Origin of the sequence: Kitasatospora cathayae (assembly GCF_027627435.1) — a bacterium.
GTDB lineage: Bacteria > Actinomycetota > Actinomycetes > Streptomycetales > Streptomycetaceae > Kitasatospora > Kitasatospora cathayae.
On the sequence record NZ_CP115450.1, the window covers coordinates 748,218 to 765,681 of the forward strand.

Consider the following 17,464-nt stretch of genomic DNA (forward strand, 5'->3'; position numbering starts at 1 on the left):
CTCACTCCTCCCGGGCGGCCGACGACCGGCCGGCCACCATCAGCTGGCCGAGCGCCAGCCCTCCGTCGTTGGGCGGCACCCGGCGGTGCCGCAGCACGGTGAAGCCGTCCTCCCGGAGGCCGCTCGCGCAGGCCGCGGAGAGCAGCGCGTTGGCGAAGACGCCGCCGCTGAGCGCGACCGTGGTGCTGCCGTGCCGGTCGCGGGCGGCCGCGCAGACCTGCCGGACGGCGTCGGCCACCGCGGCGTGGAAGCGCGCGGCGATCAACCCCGTCGGCGCGCCCGCGGCCAGGTCCGCCACCACCCCGGCCAGCACCGGCCCGGGTTCGACGACCCAGCCGTCCTCGTCGGCGAGAAGCCCGAAGCCGTAGCCCGCCGCCGGGCCGAACTCCACCGCGGCCGCCTCCAGTTCGATCGCCGCCTGGGCCTCGTACCCGGCCCGGTGGCAGATCCCGGCGAGCGAGGACACCGCGTCGAACAGCCGGCCCATGCTGGAGGTCGGCACGCAGTTCAGTCCGCGCTCCAACTGCCGCTCCAGCAGTCGCAGTTCGTCACCGGGACAGGCCTGGACCGGCGGCAGTCCGGCGGCCCAGGGCAGCCCGGCCGCGCGCAGCTGCGCCAGCGCCGTGCGGTACGGGCGCTCGACGGCCGCGTCCCCGCCGGGCAGCGGCACGTAGGCGAGGTGGGCGAGGCGGCGGAATCCGTCGTAGTCGGCGAGCAGCACCTCGCCGCCCCAGATCGCGCCGTCCTCGCCGTAGCCGGTGCCGTCGAAGGCCACCCCGAGGACCGGCCGGCCGCCGTCCAGCCCGTGTTCGGCCATGACCGCGGCGATGTGGGCGTGGTGGTGCTGCACCCGGCGCACCGGCCGGCCGGCGGCGGTGCGCCCGGCGTGGTGGAGCGAACGGTAGCCGGGGTGGCGGTCGGCGACCAGCAGTTCGGGCCGCACCCCGCTGACCGCGCCGAGCTGGTCGACCGCGCGGTCGAAGGCGCGCAGCGTGGCCAGGTCGTCCATGTCGCCGATGTGGCCGGACAGCCAGGCGTAGCCGTCGCGGGCCAGCGCGAAGGTGTTCTTCAGGTCCCCGCCGACGGCCAGCACCGGCCGGACGGGCTCCGGCAGCGGGAGCGGCAGCGGGGCGTACCCGCGCGAGCGGCGCAGCGGCAGCTGTTCGCCGTCCACCACCCGCACCACGGAGTCCTCGCAGGGCACCTGGATCGGCCGGTCGTGGCCGAGCCAGCCGTCGACCAGCGGGGCGAGCGCGCCGAGCGCCTCCCGGTCGTCGGTGACGATCGGCTCCCCGGAGAGGTTGGCGCTGGTCATCACCAGCAGGTCCGGTCCGGGGGCGGCCAGCAGCAGGTGGTGCAGCGGCGTGTACGGGAGCATCACCCCGAGGTCGGGGCTGCCCGGGGCGACCGCCGGGAGTTCCGCGGCGAACCCGCCGGGGCGGCGCAGCAGGACGATCGGCCGCACCGGTCCGGTGAGCAGTTCCCGTTCGACGGGCCCGAGCGGCAGCAGTGCCTCGACGGTGGCGAGGTCACGGGCCATCAGGGCGAAGGGCTTGTCGCCGCGGCGCTTGCGCCGGCGCAGCAGGTCGACGGCCCCGTGGTCGCGCGCGTCGCAGGCGAGGTGGTAGCCGCCGATGCCCTTGACGGCGAGGATCGCCCCGTCGGCGAGCAGCCGCCGGGCCCCGCCGAGGGCGTCCTCGTCGCGGCGGTCGGCGTGCCCGGGGACGGTCAGGGTGAGCCGTGGTCCGCAGCCGTGGCAGGCGACGGGCTGGGCGTGGAAGCGGCGGTCGGCGGGGTCGGTGTACTCCCGGGCGCAGTCCGCGCACATCGGGAAGCCGGCCATGGTGGTGTTGGCCCGGTCGTAGGGCAGGCCGGTGACGATGGTGTGCCGGGGGCCGCAGTTGGTGCAGCTGATGAACGGGTGCCGGTGGCGCCGGTCGGCGGGGTCGGTGAGTTCGGCCAGGCAGTCGGCGCAGACGGCGACGTCGGGCGGGATCAGGGTGGCGCGCGGGCCGTCGGTGCGGGAGGCCGTGATGGTGAAGCCGGTGGCGCCGGTGGCGGCGAGCGGCTCGTGCTCGACGGAGGTGACCCGGGCGAGCGGCGGCGCGTCCTCGGCCACCCTCCGGCAGAAGGCGTCGAGGGCCTCCCGACTGCCCTCGACCTCGGCGAGCACGCCCTCGCCGGTGTTGGTGACGCTGCCGGCCAGTCCGAGTTCCCCGGCCAGCCCGAAGACGAACGGCCGGAAGCCGACGCCCTGCACCAGGCCGCGGACGGCGACCCGCCTCCGCTCGTGGTCGAGCACCGTCACGACGGCTCCGGCGCCGGGTGGTGGTGCCCCTCGTGCGCGTGTCCCCGGTGCGCGTACCCGGCGGCCATCACCGGCCGGTGCGGCGCGGCGCCGTCCAGCACGGCGAGCGCCCGGTCCAGCAGCGCGCCGACGCCGTCGCCGGTGCGGGCGGAGGTGGGCACCACCTCCACGCCGGGGTTGACCCGCTGGACGTTGGCGAGGAACACCGTCTCGTCGAACTCGGCCGCCGCGGCGAGGTCCGCCTTGGTGACCAGCACCAGGTTGGCCAGCCCGAACGCGGTGGGGTACTTGAGTGGCTTGTCCTCGCCCTCGGTGACCGACGCCAGGACCACCCGCAGCGATTCACCGAGGTCGTAGGAGGCCGGGCAGACCAGGTTGCCGACGTTCTCCACGAACAGCAGCCGGCAGTCCCCGGGCAGCCAGCCGTCCAGGTGCCCGGCGAGCATCCGGGCCTCCAGGTGGCAGAGCCCGTCGGTGAACACCTGTTTCACCGGCGCTCCCGAACGGGCCAGCCGCAGGGCGTCGTTCTCGGTGGCGAGGTCGGCGGTGAGCGCGGCGACGGACACCCCGCGCCGTCGGGCGAGCCCCAACTCGGCTTCCAGCAGGGCGGTCTTGCCGCTGCCGGGGCTGGAGAGCAGGTTGACCGCGACCGTCCCGCGGGCGGTCAGCGCGGCCCGCAGTCCGCGGGCGCCGTCGTCGTTCCGGGCGAGCACCGCCCGCCGCAGGTCGACCGTCTGCCCCGCGGGTCCGGTCTGGCACATCGGCTTCAGCCTTTCTGTTCGGCCGGGGCGCCCGAGGGCCCGGCCCACTGGACGTCGAGGATCTGGAGCTCGCGCCCGGACAGCAGCTCGACGCCGCTGCCGCGGCGGCAGTCCGGGCAGGCGAGGTCCGGCGGCATGCCGACGGCCCATTCGACGCCGCAGGGTGCGCAGCGGGCCCGTGCCGCGACCGGCTCGGTGTCCAGCGCCGCGCCCTCCACCAGCGTTCCGGTGCAGGCGAGTTCGAAGCAGAAGTCGAGGGCCTCGGGGACGACGCCCGCCAACTCGCCGACCCGCAACCGCACTCGCGCCACCGCGGGGGCGCCGTGTTCGCGCGCGGCGGTGTCCACCTGCTCGACGACGGCGGCGGCGATCGACATCTCGTGCATCGGTCCCTTTCCACGGCGGCCGGCAACGCGCCCCATTACAGGGCGCGGTGGCGGCGACGGCTCGAAGCCGCGCCGCCACCGCGTCCGGGGCTGCACCGTTCGCAGCAATCCGCGGCTCACATCCGCGAGATCTTCAGGTACCGCTGGAGGTCGGGCAGGCTCTGCCAGACCAGCGCGCCGAGCCCCGCCAGCAGGGCCGCGCAGAAGAGTTTCCTCAGCATGGTGTCGTCCTCCTCTCCGACGGCAGGGCCTCCGCCACCGACAGGGCCTCCGCCACGGCCCCCAGGACCACGCGGACGGCCTCCTCGACGGCGGCGGCGACGGGTTCGCTCAGTCCGATGCCCTCCTCCAGCGACGCCGGCTCGCAGCCGACCACCAGCACCCGTCCGGGCGGCTCGCCCCCGGTACCGGCGGCGAGCGTGGCGAGCAGCCCGAGCACGGCGTCCGGCCCCATCCGGTGCCCGTCCAGGACGGGCACCTCCAGCGGCTCGGCGGCCGCCTCGATCAGGTACACCGTGCCGGGCGCGCCACCGCGGCAGGTGGCGTCGACCAGGACGGCGGTGCGGTAGCCGTCGAGCAGCCGGTACGCCAGGTCGACGCCGCGCACGCCGACGTCGACCACCTCGACGCCGTCCGGCATCGGGTGGGCGGCGAGGCGCCGGACGGTCTCCACGCCGAACCCGTCGTCGCCGAGGAAGACGTTGCCCACCCCTGCGACCAGCACGGCCGGCCGGCTCACGACTCCTCCAGCGGGGTGACCTCGTCGGGCTGGAAGTACCGGAAGCGCCCCTGGGCCCGCCACAGGTCCGCACCCGGGTCGTCCTCCACCGTGACGGCCAGGTGCACCGAGCCGTCGAGGTCGTGCAGCACCGCCTCCACCACGGCCGTGCGCCCGTCCAGGAAGAGGTCCTGCGCGTCGGTGCGCCGCCGGCCGGGCCGCAGCAGCACCCGGCTGCCCGCGCCGACCCGGTGACCGTCGACCAGCACCCGGTCCCGTTCGGGATCGACCTCCGGGTCGTTGCCCGGGTCCCACCAGGGCTGCTCCGGGCCGGCGCGGTCGCCGGTGATCTCGCGCAGCCCGCGGATCGCGCCGTGCAGCCGTTCCAGCACCTCGGGCGGCATGGACCCGGCGAGGTCGATCACGGCGCCGGCCCGGTCGTCGGTGCCCCGCGCCTCCCGCTTCTCCTGGTCGGTCAGGGCCGCCGTCCGCAGGGCCAGGATCTCGTCGATCTCGGTGGCGTCGTACAGGGGGCCGAGGCTCTCCGGGGCGATCCGCGGGTGGTCCTCCAGGATGATCGGCGAGGACAGCACCACCTGGTCCCCGCCGTCCGGTCCGGCCGGCACCGGCCAGGTGCGCTCGTTGCAGCAGTGCTCGACGGCCGACCGGGCCCACTCGGGCGGATCGGCGACCGACAGGAAGCGGCCGTGCTCCAGCCCGAGCAGCAGGTGGGTGGAGACCAGGGAGCGCGGCAGCGCCTCCTCGCGGCCCGCCTCCAGGCTCGGTGTCCACTCGGAGGCGTTCTCCACCTCCACGGTCAGGCGCTGCGCCCGGTACGGTCCGGGCAGTTCCTCGACCCTCAACCGCACCAGCCCGTCGACCTGTTCGCGCCGGCGCACCAGCCGGCCGACGGCGCTGCCGTGCTCGTGCAGCAGCTCCGTCCCGCCGACGCCCGGCAGCCGGAACCCGTGCTGCACGACCTCTCCGGTCAACTCACTGATGGGCAATAGGAGTTCGATTCGCTCCTCGACGGCCTCGTCCCACTCGACGAGCACCCGGTCGGCGAGCTCCAGCTGCTCCACCGGCTCGAACCCGCCGCCGTCGGCGGCCCGTTCGACGGTACGCCGCTGGACCCGCAGGAAGCGCAGCTCGACCGCCAGCCGGTCGTCGCGCCGCGCCTCCATGACGCACTCGGTGCGCTGGTGGGAGTGTTCGCCGCCCTGTGCGGTGTACTCGGGCGGCACCAGCACGCCGAACTGCCAGCGCAGCCGGTTCTTGGCCGCGGAGGCGCGGTACGGGTAGAGCACGTAGCCCTCCATCAGCACCGCGTCGGCGATCTGCCGGGCGGCCGCGAAGCCGCGCTCGATCCCCTCGGGGAAGACGACGGGCTCTCTTCGCTCGCTCACCCGGCCCCCTCCCCGACAGCGGCCGTGGTGAGCAGTTCGCGCACCGTCGCGTCCCAGGAGGGCAGGGCCCGCCGGGAGCGGTAGGCCAGCAGTTCGTCCATCAGGTCCTCCGGCAGCCGCAGCCAGCCGCAGCCGGGGAAGTGCCGGTCGACGGCCTCCCGCCAGACCCGCACCGGCATCCGCACCCGGGCCTCCTTGTCCCACGGCACGGGAGTGACCTGGAAGCCGCCGGGGCCGGCGAAGGCGGTGCCGGAGAAGAGCAGCAGCAGCGGCACCTCGCCGCCCTCCAGGGCCCGGAAGTAGCGGGCGCAGGCCACCTCCAGGTCGTAGCTGCACGGCACCGCGAGGTCGGCCTCGGTCTCCCCGGTGAATCCGGGCACCAGCAGCGGCACGGTCGCGAACTGGATCGGGTTGAGCGTGGTGGCCCAGCGTTCCCGCTCACCGAAGAGGTCGCCCAGCCGCTCGCCCTCGGCGTCGAGGTACGACCGGCGGCCGGGTTCGATCCGCAGCTGGCACTGCAGGGCGAGGGCGTGCACCCGGATGTCGGCCGGCGCGGTGATCCGCAGCCGGAACACCAGGGTCGGCACGGCCGCGTACGGGTCGGAGCGCACGTCCGTGCAGGCGAAGCCGAGCGACGTCACGCCGTCACCTCCGCACGAAGCGGGCGAGCCCGTACGGCCAACTGCCCGAAGTAGGCGTCGAGTTCGGCCCGGGCCTCGGCGCCGCCGTCGAAGCCGTGCCAGCACCGCCGCAGCCGGCCCACCAGCTCGTAGCAGACGTCGATCGGCACCAGGAAGGACTCGACCCGCCCCTCGGCGCGGCGCAGCAGCAGCGCCTCCACGTCCGGTTCCAGGGCGGCGGCCAGCCGGCTGGCGCCGAGGGCGCGTTCCCAGGCCTCCTGGTCCAGCTCGCTCTCGGTGGCGCCGGCCGGCCCGGGGTAGAACGCGAGCAGCCGGTCCAGCACGGCGTTGCGGAACAGGAACACGGTGCCGACCGGGACGCCCAGCACCGACCAGGCCTGCTCGTCCAGCTCGCCGTCCGGGTCGCTCAGGTAGCGGTCCGGCACGGCGCGGTAGCGGCCGCCGGCCGCGCCCGGCTGCCGGAACAGCAGGCCGCAGGCGGTGCAGGTGCAGGCCAGGGCGCGTTCCTCGACGTCCACCAGGTGGCGGTGACCGGCCGGCAGGTCGTGGCCGCAGAGGCCGCACTGCTCGGGCCGGGGCGGTGCCGGCTCGCGTAGCCGGCGCAGCAGGGCGGTCCCGTCCCGGGAGACCCGTCGGGTGTTCATCGCGCCTCCGCGGGCTGCGGCGGGCGGGTGCCGATCTGGAGCAGCTGCGGGGCACGCTCCAGCTCCAGGGCCGTCACCTCCGGGGCGTGGCAGGCGAGGGCGGCCTCCACCTCCTGCTCCCCGCAGCCGCAACCGGTGGCCGTGCGGCGCAGCCGCAGGGTGCCGGTCTCCGGCGCGAAGCCGAGCACCTCGACCCGCTCGGGCAGGGCGGCGAGCGCCCGGTCGATCCGGGCGGTCACGTCCTCGGGGTGCAGGTCGTGCAGGAGCAGCAGCCCGGTCACCACCGGGTCGTCCAGCAGCCGTTCCAGGGCGGGCGGGGGCAGCGCCGGGACGAGTCTGGCCAGACCCTCGCCGTAGAACTCCATGAGGTCGCGGACGAGTTGCTCGCCCGTCTGCTCCGCGCCGCTGCCGGCCAGGGCGTCCAGGGCCTGCTGGATCCGCAGGCCGGTCTGTTCGGCCGTCATGCGGTGAGCCCGCTCAGGCCGGTGGGCACGTGCATGGTCTTCAGGGTGCGCCCGTCGCCCACGTACATGTGGACGCCGCAGGGCAGGCAGGGGTCGAAGCTGCGCACGGTGCGCATGATGTCGATGCCCTTGAAGTTCTCCGGGGTGTTCTCCTCGAAGATCGGCGTGTTCTGCACCGCGTCCTCGTACGGGCCGGGGGTGCCGTGGCTGTCGCGCACGCTGGCGTTCCACGGGGTGGGCGGGTACGGGTGGTAGTTGGCGATCTTGCCGTCACGGATCACCATGTGGTGCGAGAGCACGCCGCGCACGGCCTCGGTGAAGCCGCAGCCGATCGACTCGTCCGGCACCTCGAAGCGCTCCCAGGTCTGGCTGCGCCCGGCGCGGACCTCGTCGAGCGCCTTCTCGGCGAAGTGCAGGGCGGCGGCGGCCGCGTAGGCCTGGAAGTAGGTGCGGGCGCGGTTGCGCTCGATCGCGTTGCTCCACTGCGGGATCTTCCACTCGAAGGTGACCTCGGGCTTGGTCATCGAGCGGGGCAGGTTGATCAGGACGCTGTGGCCGGTGGCCTTGACGTAGCCGATGTCGACCAGCCCGGACAGGGCGGTGGACCACAGCCGGGCGATCGGGCCGCCGCCGGTGTCGAGGGCGAGGTGGTCCTCGCCGTCGAACCAGCGCGGGGACATCACCCAGCTGTACTTGTCGTCGAAGTTCCGCTTCTGGGGCTGCGGGATGGTGTGCTGGTTCCACGGGTGCCGGGGGTCGACGGGGTTGCCGAGCGGGTCGTGGGTGACGAAGAGCTCCTTGCCCTGCCAGTCCTCGTAGTAGGAGCTGCCGAGCAGGATGCGGATGCCGAGGTTGATCTGCGTCAGGTCGTTGGTGACGAGCTTGCCGTCGACCACGATGCCGGGGGTGACGAACATCCGCCGGCCCCAGTCCGTCATGTTGCGGTACGTGAAGTCGCAGTGGTCCGGGTCGTTGAGGCTGCCCCAGCAGCCGAGCAGGACGCGGCGCCGGCCGACCTCCTCGTAGCCGGGCAGCGCCTGGTAGAAGAAGTCGAAGAGGTCGTCGTGCAGCGGCACGACCTTCTTCATGAACTCGACGTAGCGCATCAGCCGGGTCAGGTAGTCGGTGAACAGCTGCACCGTCGCGACGGTGCCGACGCCGCCCGGGTAGAGCGTGGAGGGGTGCACGTGGCGGCCCTCCATCAGGCAGAACATCTCCCGGGTGTACCGGCTGACCTGGAGCGCCTCGCGGTAGAACTCGCCCTCGATCGGGTTGAGGGAGCGCATGATGTCGGCGATGGTCTTGTACCCGTGGTCGCCGGCGTGCGGGGCCTCGGTGCGCTCGGCGAGCTCCAGGACGCCCGGGTTGGTCTCCTTGACCATCTTCTCGCAGTAGTCGACCCCGACCAGGTTCTCCTGGAAGATGTTGTGGTCGAACATGTACTCGGCGGCCTCGCCGAGGTTGATGATCCACTCCCCCAGGTGCGGGGGCTTCACGCCGTACGCCATGTTCTGGGTGTAGACCGAGCAGGTGGCGTGGTTGTCGCCGCAGATCCCGCAGATCCGGCTGGTGATGAAGTGGGCGTCGCGCGGGTCCTTGCCCCGCATGAAGACGCTGTAGCCGCGGAAGACCGAGGAGGTGCTGTAGCACTCCGCGACCCTCTTCTGCTTGAAGTCGATCTTCGTGTGGATGCCCAGGCTGCCCACGATCCGGGTGATCGGGTCCCAGGACATCTCGGTCAGGCCGCTGCCGTCGCCGGTCGCCCTGGTGGTCGGTGTTGCCATCGTGTCCGCGTGTCCTTGTCTGCGAGGTCGACGGGGCCGCACACCGGGGCGGTGTGCGGCCCTCCCCTGTCACCAGGGCGGGCGGTAGCCCGTGGTCAGATGGCGGCCGGTGCGGCGCCACTTCGGTTCCTTGTCGACGGTCTTCAGGGTGATCGCGCGCAGCCGGCGGATCAGCGGGCCGTACGCGCTGCTGGCGCCGCTGGACACGCGCGAGCCGGGCGGCGGGTCCATGAAGGGCATGAACTTGTCCGGGAAGCCCGGCATGGTGCAGGCGATGCAGATGCCGCCGACGTTCGGGCAGCCGCCGACGCCGTTGGTCCAGCCGCGCTTGGCGACGTTGCACTTGACGACCGGGCCCCAGCAGCCGAGGCGCACCAGGCACTCGGGGGTGCCGTAGTCGGTGGCGAACTGGCCCTGTTCGTAGTACCCGCCGCGGTCGCAGCCCTCGTGCACGGTGGCGCCGAACAGCCAGGCGGGCCGCAGCTTGTCGTCCAGCGGGATCATCGGCGCGGAGCCGGCCAGCTGGTACAGCAGGTAGGTGAGCGTCTCGGCGAAGTTGTCGGGCTGGATCGGGCAGCCGGGCACGCAGACGATCGGCAGCCCGGCCTTGGACTTCCAGTCCCAGCCGAGGTGGTCCGGCACGCCCATCGCGCCGGTCGGGTTGCCGGCCATCGCGTGGATGCCGCCGTACGTGGCGCAGGTGCCGATCGCCACCACGGCGGTCGCCTTGGGAGCGAGCCGGTCCAGCCACTCACTGGTGGTGATGGGCTGGCCGGTGGCGGGGTCGTCGCCGAAGCCGCACCAGTAGCCCTCCTTCTTGATCTTCTCGTTGGGGATGGACCCCTCGACGACCAGGACGAACGGTTCGAGTTCGCCGCGGTCGGCCTTGAAGAACCACTCGACGAAGTTGTCCGCGCCCTGGACCGGACCGCACTCGAAGTCGATCAGCGGCCAGTGCACCGCGACCTTCGGCAGGCCGGGCAGCGCGCCGGTGACGATCTCCTCAATGCTCGGCTGCATCGCGGCGGTCAGCGAGACGGAGTCGCCGTCACAGCTGAGGCCGGCGTTGATCCAGAGAACGTGCACCACGTCGGTGTCGGTCGTTTCAGCGGTTGCAGCACCCATGAGGATGCCTCCTCGGGGACGGGAGCCGGACGGGATGGCTCGGACCCAGTCATAGCAACGGTCCGGATCGGCCGCCGCTCCGCGGACCGGGCGGACCGCCCGGAGCGCGCAAGCCCTCCGCGGCCGTTCGGGTCACGTCCGGGCGAACAGCCCGGCGGGCACCGGGCTCTTGCGGACGAACGCGGATCGCAGCGCGTGGTACGGCGATTCGGGTGTGAAGAACTGCCGGCGCATCACCGCGAGCTCCTCCTCCCGGTACGCGGCGAGCGGCTTCGCCCGCTCGTCGGCCTCGCGCGCGGCCTTCTTCGCCGCGATCCGGTGCTGGGCGCCGGGCGAGGCGGCGAGCAGCCCGGCCAGGTGGGCCGCGTTCGCCCCGAACTCGGCCGGCCCGCAGTCCAGCACCCGGTCGACCAGGCCGATCCGCTCGGCCGCGGCCGCCGACACCGGGAGGGCCCGGCCGGTCAGCCGCCCGGCCTCCGCCGTGCCCACCCGGCGCGGCAGGGTGTACGTCCAGTACTCCGACCCATACAGGCCCATCAGCCGGTAGTGCGGGTTGAGCACGGAGCCGCTGCGGCACCACACCTCGTCGGCGGCCAGCGCCAGCATCATCCCACCGGCCGCGGCGTTGCCGCCGAGGGCGGAGACCACCAGCCGGTCGGTGGTGGTGAGCACCTCGGCGACCAGGTCGTCCATCGCGGTGATGTTGGCCCAGGACTCGGCGGCCGGGTCCGGCGCGGCCTCGATGACGTTGAGGTGGATGCCGTTGGAGAAGAAGTCCCGGCCGCCGCCGAGCACCAGCACCGAGGTCGGGCGGCCGAGCGCGAAGCGGTACGCCGCCAGCAGCCGACGGCAGTGGTCGGTGGACATCGCCCCGCCCGGGAAGGCGAAGTGCAGCAGGCCCACCGGGCCGTCCTCGCGGTAGCGGATGTCCGACCAGCCGGGCTGCTCTCCCTCGCCCGGCATCAGCGGCGCGGGCGCCTCGGGCAGCGGCGGCAGCAGGGAGCCGAGCGCCGTCACCGCCGGGAGCCTGAAGGTCGCGGGCCCGCCGGGGGTGCGGCGGCGGCGCAGTTCGGGGATCCACACCGCGCCGTCCGAGGTGGCCCGGCAGACGGCGCCGGCCCGGGTGGCGAGCAGCTCGCCCGCCCGGCCGCGCAACAGCGGCTCGCGGTGGCCCCCGTGCAGGTACCACTCGCCGCCGCACATCTCGTCCAGCACCCCGGGTTGGGAGTCCGCGGCGCGGAGCCGGCGCAGCACCGCCTCGGTGGAGTCGCCCGCCCAGTCGATCCGGCGGCCCTCCTGGCGCAGGAAGGGCCGGGTGCGCACGGTCTCGCGCCAGCCGGGGCCGTGCTGCGGCTGCGGGGCGTACGCGCCGGAGGCGAGGCGTTCCACGGCGAGCAGGGCGGCGGCGACGGCCGCGTCGGAGACCTCGTTGCGGTAGAGGTCGCTCTTGCCGCGCTCGGGCAGCAAGCAGGGCTCCGCGGCCCAGACCGGTCCGGCGTCCAGCTCCGCCTCGGCCTGGAGCACCGTGACGCCCCATTCGGTGCGGCCGTCCTGGATCGCCCGGTCGAGCGAGGAGGGGCCGCGGTCGCCCGGCGGGCCGGGGTGGACGATCAGGCAGGTGAGCTCCGACCAGACCTGCTGCGGGATCGCGGTGCGCAGCATCGGCGCGAGCAGCACGTCCGGCCGGAACCGGCTCACGGCGGCGGACAACTCCTCGTCGTCACCGGCGAGTTGGAACTCGACCTGATGGCGTCGGTCGCGCAGTTCGGCGTGCAGCCGCTGGCTGAGGCTGTTGAACGCGCTGGCGAGGAGCAGGATCCGCATGTCCGCCTCCGACGGTGATGGCCTCCGGGATTCCGGCGATCATCACCTCCGGCCCGCCCGGCGCCCGGGCCGCCCGGCTCGCCGCGCCGCCCGTTCACTCGGGCGGCGGGGCGGTGTCCGGCGCTCCCGCCGTGGTCAGATCCGGTGTCGGCCGTGGCCGATCAGCAGGATCGTGAGCGCCGCGGTGGCGATGCCCTCGGCCCAGGCGGCGAGGGTCTTGTCGGCGAACCAGAACGGCTCGTACATGTTCGGCAACGGGCCGAGGGTGCCGACGTCGACGTAGCGGTAGAGCAGCAGCGCGCCGAGGGCGGAGGCGGCGACCAGCCAGGCGTAGAGGTCGCCGGCGTGGTGGCGCCGGAGGAGCAGCAGGAGCACGGCGAGGCTCGCGGCGGCGGATTCGGCGCGGAACAGGGTGCCCTGGCTGATGGTGTCGCCGACGGCGTCGTACCGGTCGGCGAGCCGGGCGTGGACGGCCGCGTCCACCGCGAGTCCGGCGGCGGCCGACAGGCGCAGCGCGAGGTGGGCGAAGCGGCGCCGGCGGGCGGGGGCGGGGGTGATCACGGAGTGCTCAGCTGACGATGAGGGTGCCGTGCATGAACGGGTGGATGTCGCAGATGTACGGGTGGGCGCCGGTCTGCTGCGGCGCGGTGAAGCTCGCGGTGGCGCCGGGTGCGATCGTGCCGGTGTCGAAGGACTTGTCGGAGGCGGTGAGGGTGTGGCCGTCGGTGTCCTGGTTCGTCACGGTGACGGTCTGACCGGGGCTGACCGTCAGGCTGGCGGGCGAGTACGCGAAGTCCTTGATCGTGATGTGGAGGGCGCCGGTGCTGGACGGGGAGGAGGCCATCAGGGTGCTCGTCGGGCTCACGGCGCCGGTACTGGTCTGCGCGGGGCTGGTGGCGATCGCGCTGCTCTGCACGGGGCTCGTCGCGCTGATCGACGGCGTGCCGGCGCTGGAGCCCGAGCTGGAGCAGGCCGCGAGGGACGCGGAGAGCAGCAGCGCGGCGGCTGCCGGGAGGGGCCGGGGGCTGGTCACGTTCGGACTCCGTTCGGGAGGGTGCGGCCGCGGGAGCGGCCCGCTCCCCACCTTCCTCCGGCCGGGGTCCGCCGTGACCGGGTCCGGGGCTCCGGACAGCCCACCATTTCACACGCAGGAGTGAAAGCCACGACATGGACTTGACGCCCGCCGTCGGCCCGTACGTCCCGGCGATGCGCGGGAATTGTGGAGATTCGTCCGCCTCCGGCTGCCCGTGGACCCACCGGGTAGGCGCCCCCAGGTACGCCGGGCCGCCCGGTCCGGTGCCCCGCCTCACAGGAAGCCGAATCGATGCAGCTGTCCACCGTCCGCCCGGTGCCCGTGACCTTCCCCGACAGCGCGGCGCCCGACGTCCCGGTCGAGGCGGAACTCCGCTTCGACGCGAGCCTCCCGTACGCGGCCTGCCTGGCCTTCCCGCTGACCGCGTGCCAGTGCACCGGCGACGCCGCCCGGGTGTGCTGGTACTTCAGCCGCGAACTGCTGAACGAGGGCCGGCTCGGCCCGGCCGGCAGCGGCGATGTGAAGGTCCGTCCGGGGTCGGCGGGCGAGGTCCTGATCACCCTGCGGGGGCCGGACGGCGGGGCCCTGGTCAGCGCACCGGAGGACCTCGTGACGGCGTTCCTCTCGGACTCCTTCGCCCTGGTGCCCGCCGGATCCGAGTCCGACCACCTGGACGTCGACGCGGCCCTCGCCCGGCTGCTCGCCGCCGACTGAGCCTTGCCCATCGAGCCTGCCAACCGAGCCTGGGCCACTGAGTCCGGGTCACTGGACCGCTCGCCCGAGCCGCTCGCCCGAGCCCGTCGCGCCCGGTCCCTCCGTAGAATCCACGGGCCGATCCCACTCGCCCGCAGGAGGCCGCATTGACGCCCGACCCCGGACCCGGTGTGCTCACCCACCTGGAGTCCCTGCTCCAGCAGGCTCCCGCCGACCGCGGCGGGGCGCTCTGGCGCCTCCGGGAGGAGGGCCGCCAGCTGGACGCGAACATCGTCCGGCTGCCCGCGAACGCCGAGGTCACCGGGCACGTGGAGCCGGACCTGGACGTCCTCGTCCAGGTGCTCGACGGCAGCGGCGAGCTGGAGACGGCCAGCGGGCGGCAGGCGCTGACCCCGGGGTGCACGGCCTGGCTGCCGCACGGCGCGCGACGGGCGGTCTCGGCGGGCCCGGACGGTCTGGTCTACCTCACCGTCCACCGCCGCCGGCCCGGCCTCTCCATCCGCTCCACTCCCGCCACCTGACCGCCCGGGCGGCTCTCACCGCGGCGTGCCCGGAGAGTTACTTGACAGCCTCAACCTTTCAGGCCTAGCGTCGTCCGCGATTGCTTCAACTGATGAAAAGTTCAGCTCGCAAGCCATCGGGCGCGAGGCGCTCGGAGGCAGCGCCAGAGTCGTCGTAACCCGCCGTAGCCGTCGTAGCCCCGCCCGCACTGGAGACAGCCCCCATGACCCCGCTGGACCACGGCCCCGCCGTCGCCGCCGAGACCACCCGCTTCGTCGCCGCCGTGCGGCAGGCCGACCCCGCCCTCCCGGTGCCCACCTGCCCGGGGTGGACGCTCGCGGACCTGGTCCGCCACACCGGCAGCGTGCAGCGGTGGTTCACCGTCCTGCTCCACCAGCGGATCCAGGAGCCGCCGCGCAGCCGGGACGTCGACCTGCGGCTGCCCGAGCGGCCGGAGGAGTACCCGGACTGGCTGGCCGAGGCCGCCGAGCAGGCCACCGCGGCCTTCGCCGAGGGCGACCTCGACGCGCCGATGTGGGCCTGGGGGGCCGACCAGCACGCCCGGTTCTGGGTGCGCCGGATGCTGTTCGAGACTTTCGTCCACCGGGTCGACGCCGAACTCGCGCTCGGCCTGAAGCTCGACGTCGATCCGGTGCTCGCGGCCGACGGCGTGGACGAGTTCCTCACCAACCTGCCCTTCGCCGCCTTCTTCGCCCCCGGCACGGCCGAACTGCGCGGCGAGGACCGGACCATCCGCTTCGCCCGCACCGACGGCGAGGGCGACTGGCTGGTCCGGCTGCGCCCCGACGGCTTCGGCCTCGACGACACCGATGACGACACCGGCACGGCGGCCGACGCCACCGTCCGGGCCCCCGCCGCCGAGCTGCTGCTGCTCCTGTACGGCCGGCTCGACCGCACCGCGGCCGGGGTCGAGGTCTCCGGGGACGAGGAACTGCTGGCGCACTGGTTCGCCCACTCCGCGTTCTGAGCCCTGCCGGGTGCTGCCGAGCACCGCGGGGCACGTGCCGAGCAGGCACGTGCCCCGACCGGCGGCGGCTCAGGCCGTCGCGGCCAGCGTCCCGTCGAAGCCGGCGGCCGCGAGGCCGAAGGAGAGCGTCATCCCGATGCCCGAGGTGACCGAGACGGCCCGCACGCCCGGGGCCAGGTCGCGCACCAGCAGCGGGCCGCGGGGGCTGCTGGCGTAGACGCCCTGCCAGCGCTCCAGGATCCGCAGGCGCGGCACGCCCAGCACCCGGGCGACGGCGTCGATCAGCAGCTCGTAGGTGCGCTCGTCGATGAACGGCGGGGTGGTGGCGTCGTAGTGGTGCGAGTCGCCGAGCAGCACGGTGCCGTCCGGCCGGCGGGTGAACATCACGTTCGCGCCGATCTCCAGCAGCTCCGCGCTGTGGCCGAGCGCCTCCTCCCGCAGCCGGGCGGCCGAGGGCCGGGTGGTGAAGGCGTCGTAGCGGAGCATCGAGGTGGCGGTCAGCACCGCGGAGTCGGTGCGGAACCCGGCCGGGGCCTCGGCCCGCGCCATGCTCAGCCGGCAGCGCTGGATCCCGTGGTCCTCGGCGACGTCGGGGAACAGGTAGTCCAGGTCGTGGCCGACGCAGACCAGGATCCGGTCGCCGTGGACCGGACCGCGGGTGGTGTGCACCGCGCCGGGCTCGACGCCGGTCACGGCGGTGCCCCACAGGACGCGGCCCCGCGGCTGCTCGGCCACCCAGCGGGCCAGGCCGGGCGCCGCCTCTCGCGGGTCGACCCGCAGGTCGGCGGGCAGCAGCGCGCCGCCCACCAGGTCGCCGTCCGCGCCGGCCGCCCGGCCGAGCGCCTCGGCCGTCTGCGCGGCGCTGCGCAACCGGACGGCGTCGCCGCCGCGTTCGGCGTGCAGCTCCTCCAGGACGGCCGCCTCGGTGGCGGACCGGGCGACCACCAGGGTGCCGGCCTCGGCGGCCCAGAAGCCGGCGGCCGCGGCGGCGCGCAGCCAGCCCGGCCGGGAGCGCTGCGCGAGGGCGAGCAGGTCGCCGTCCTGGGCGCTGATGCAGCAGTGGCCGAAGTTGCGGACCGAGGCGCCGACCGGCCGCCGGTCGCGGTCGACGACGGTGACGGACAGTCCCCTGCTCAGCGCCTCGAAGGCGTGGGCGAGGCCGATGATGCCGGCGCCGACGATCACCACGTCGCTGCGGGCGGTGCTGGGGGAGGTCACGGGTGCGGTGCTGCTGCTCATGGGCCCAGCTTCCGGGTTTCCGGACGCCGGAGTCAAGACATGTATGTACAAGTTACCGGCTGTTCATCCGTCCGACGTTCACCGGAATCCAGTGGGTGAACAGGGGAATCCGCAGGTGGACCGGCCTTGAGAAGTTCCGTCCCCGGGTGTCATAGTCGACTTGTGAAGACAAGTGAGGACCTCCCGCTGCACCAACGGCTCGGCGCCGAGTTCCAGCGCCGCATCGAGTCCGGCGAGTGGCCCGAGGGCAAGCCGGTGCCCAGCGAGGCGCAGCTCTGCGCCGAGTTCGGCACCTCCCGCGGCCCGGTCCGCCAGGCCCTGGCGATGCTGCGCAGCGCGGGCAGCCTGGTCGGCGGGCGCGGGAAGCCGCCCATCGCCCGCCGCACGGCGCCCTCCCAGCCCTTCGACACCTTCCTGTCCTTCACCCAGTGGGCCCGCAGCATCGGCCGCGAGCCCGGGCAGAGCACCCTCGAGGTGGCCCGCCGTCGGGCGTCGCCGGAGGCGGCGGCCCGACTCGGGCTGGCGGAGGGCGAGCCGGTCGTCGAACTCGTCCGGCTGCGGCTGCTGGACGGCGTCCCGGCCATGCTGGAACGGTCCACCTTCGTCCACGAGGTCGGCCGCATCCTGTTCGACTTCGACCCGGACACCGGCTCCGTCTACCAGGAGCTGCTGCGCCGCGAGGTGGACCTGCACCACGCCCGGCACACCATCGACGCCGTCGCCGCCGAACCGCGCGACGCCGAACTGCTGCGGGTCCCCACCGGGGCCCCACTGCTGCGGGTGCGCCGGCTCACCACCTCCGGCCGGGGCGTGCCGCTGGAGTACGCCGACGACCGCTACCTGCCCGCCATGGCCACCTTCACCATCGAGAACACCATCGAAGGCCGGACCGTCATCGGCCGCTACCGCACCGAAGAGGACTGACACC

At 74.1% G+C, this 17,464-nt stretch carries 19 protein-coding genes; 4 read left to right on the forward strand and 15 right to left on the reverse strand.

The features are described 5' to 3' along the window. Nucleotide 1: 1 nt before the first annotated feature. From hypF to O1G21_RS03525, 14 genes are all read right to left on the reverse strand, one after another. On the reverse strand, nucleotides 2-2,308 hold the full coding sequence (gene hypF / locus O1G21_RS03465) for a carbamoyltransferase HypF (protein ID WP_405000581.1): 2,307 nt from the start codon (nucleotides 2,306-2,308) through the stop codon (nucleotides 2-4). After that, nucleotides 2,305-3,069 (reverse strand): hydrogenase nickel incorporation protein HypB, encoded by a 765-nt coding sequence (gene hypB / locus O1G21_RS03470; RefSeq protein ID WP_270140627.1) that lies wholly within the window; start codon nucleotides 3,067-3,069, stop codon nucleotides 2,305-2,307. The genes hypF and hypB overlap by 4 nt, the downstream gene beginning before the upstream one ends. Before the next feature lie 5 nt (nucleotides 3,070-3,074). Continuing rightward, nucleotides 3,075-3,455: a hydrogenase maturation nickel metallochaperone HypA gene (gene hypA / locus O1G21_RS03475; protein ID WP_270140628.1), complete on the reverse strand. Its 381-nt coding sequence runs from the start codon at nucleotides 3,453-3,455 to the stop codon at nucleotides 3,075-3,077. 116 nt (nucleotides 3,456-3,571) lie between these two features. Then, on the reverse strand, nucleotides 3,572-3,676 hold the full coding sequence (locus tag O1G21_RS41675; protein WP_405000582.1) for a DUF6893 family small protein: 105 nt from the start codon (nucleotides 3,674-3,676) through the stop codon (nucleotides 3,572-3,574). After that, nucleotides 3,670-4,194 (reverse strand): hydrogenase maturation protease, encoded by a 525-nt coding sequence (locus O1G21_RS03480; protein ID WP_270140630.1) that lies wholly within the window; start codon nucleotides 4,192-4,194, stop codon nucleotides 3,670-3,672. The genes O1G21_RS41675 and O1G21_RS03480 overlap by 7 nt, the downstream gene beginning before the upstream one ends. Continuing rightward, nucleotides 4,191-5,579, reverse strand: a complete 1,389-nt coding sequence (locus O1G21_RS03485; protein WP_270140631.1) for a hypothetical protein — start codon at nucleotides 5,577-5,579, stop codon at nucleotides 4,191-4,193. The genes O1G21_RS03480 and O1G21_RS03485 overlap by 4 nt, the downstream gene beginning before the upstream one ends. After that, on the reverse strand, nucleotides 5,576-6,220 hold the full coding sequence (locus O1G21_RS03490) for a DUF6084 family protein (RefSeq protein WP_270140632.1): 645 nt from the start codon (nucleotides 6,218-6,220) through the stop codon (nucleotides 5,576-5,578). Before O1G21_RS03490 ends, O1G21_RS03485 begins: the two co-directional genes overlap by 4 nt. Continuing rightward, nucleotides 6,217-6,864, reverse strand: coding sequence for a DUF5947 family protein (locus O1G21_RS03495; RefSeq protein WP_270140633.1), 648 nt, complete (start codon nucleotides 6,862-6,864; stop codon nucleotides 6,217-6,219). Before O1G21_RS03495 ends, O1G21_RS03490 begins: the two co-directional genes overlap by 4 nt. After that, on the reverse strand, nucleotides 6,861-7,328 hold the full coding sequence (locus O1G21_RS03500; RefSeq protein WP_270140634.1) for a thioredoxin: 468 nt from the start codon (nucleotides 7,326-7,328) through the stop codon (nucleotides 6,861-6,863). Before O1G21_RS03500 ends, O1G21_RS03495 begins: the two co-directional genes overlap by 4 nt. Continuing rightward, nucleotides 7,325-9,112, reverse strand: coding sequence for a nickel-dependent hydrogenase large subunit (locus O1G21_RS03505; RefSeq protein WP_270140636.1), 1,788 nt, complete (start codon nucleotides 9,110-9,112; stop codon nucleotides 7,325-7,327). Before O1G21_RS03505 ends, O1G21_RS03500 begins: the two co-directional genes overlap by 4 nt. A gap of 69 nt (nucleotides 9,113-9,181) precedes the next feature. Then, a complete protein-coding gene (locus O1G21_RS03510) occupies nucleotides 9,182-10,237 on the reverse strand; it encodes an NADH-quinone oxidoreductase subunit B family protein (protein ID WP_270140637.1) in 1,056 nt (351 codons plus the stop codon). Between the two features lie 132 nt (nucleotides 10,238-10,369). Next, nucleotides 10,370-12,061: a hydrogenase maturation protein gene (locus O1G21_RS03515; RefSeq protein WP_270140639.1), complete on the reverse strand. Its 1,692-nt coding sequence runs from the start codon at nucleotides 12,059-12,061 to the stop codon at nucleotides 10,370-10,372. A gap of 135 nt (nucleotides 12,062-12,196) precedes the next feature. Continuing rightward, the gene (locus O1G21_RS03520) at nucleotides 12,197-12,622 is read right to left on the reverse strand and encodes a hypothetical protein (protein ID WP_270140641.1); all 426 of its coding nucleotides are present in this window, start codon (nucleotides 12,620-12,622) and stop codon (nucleotides 12,197-12,199) included. Nucleotides 12,623-12,629: 7 nt separating this feature from the next. Then, the gene (locus O1G21_RS03525; RefSeq protein WP_270140643.1) at nucleotides 12,630-13,094 is read right to left on the reverse strand and encodes a cupredoxin domain-containing protein; all 465 of its coding nucleotides are present in this window, start codon (nucleotides 13,092-13,094) and stop codon (nucleotides 12,630-12,632) included. Nucleotides 13,095-13,385: 291 nt separating this feature from the next. Between O1G21_RS03525 and O1G21_RS03530 the strand changes: the two genes are divergently transcribed. From O1G21_RS03530 to O1G21_RS03540, 3 genes are all read left to right on the forward strand, one after another. Next, nucleotides 13,386-13,808 (forward strand): SsgA family sporulation/cell division regulator, encoded by a 423-nt coding sequence (locus O1G21_RS03530; RefSeq protein WP_270140644.1) that lies wholly within the window; start codon nucleotides 13,386-13,388, stop codon nucleotides 13,806-13,808. Nucleotides 13,809-13,954: 146 nt separating this feature from the next. Further along, nucleotides 13,955-14,329: a cupin domain-containing protein gene (locus O1G21_RS03535; RefSeq protein WP_270140646.1), complete on the forward strand. Its 375-nt coding sequence runs from the start codon at nucleotides 13,955-13,957 to the stop codon at nucleotides 14,327-14,329. A gap of 203 nt (nucleotides 14,330-14,532) precedes the next feature. Continuing rightward, nucleotides 14,533-15,297 (forward strand): maleylpyruvate isomerase family mycothiol-dependent enzyme, encoded by a 765-nt coding sequence (locus O1G21_RS03540; RefSeq protein WP_270140647.1) that lies wholly within the window; start codon nucleotides 14,533-14,535, stop codon nucleotides 15,295-15,297. Nucleotides 15,298-15,366: 69 nt separating this feature from the next. Here O1G21_RS03540 and O1G21_RS03545 read toward each other — a convergent pair whose 3' ends face one another. Further along, nucleotides 15,367-16,536, reverse strand: a complete 1,170-nt coding sequence (locus O1G21_RS03545) for a TIGR03364 family FAD-dependent oxidoreductase (protein ID WP_270140649.1) — start codon at nucleotides 16,534-16,536, stop codon at nucleotides 15,367-15,369. A gap of 162 nt (nucleotides 16,537-16,698) precedes the next feature. On the opposite strand from O1G21_RS03545, the gene O1G21_RS03550 reads away from it, so the two are divergent. Then, nucleotides 16,699-17,460 (forward strand): GntR family transcriptional regulator, encoded by a 762-nt coding sequence (locus O1G21_RS03550; protein ID WP_270140651.1) that lies wholly within the window; start codon nucleotides 16,699-16,701, stop codon nucleotides 17,458-17,460. The last annotated feature ends 4 nt before the right edge of the window (nucleotides 17,461-17,464 follow it).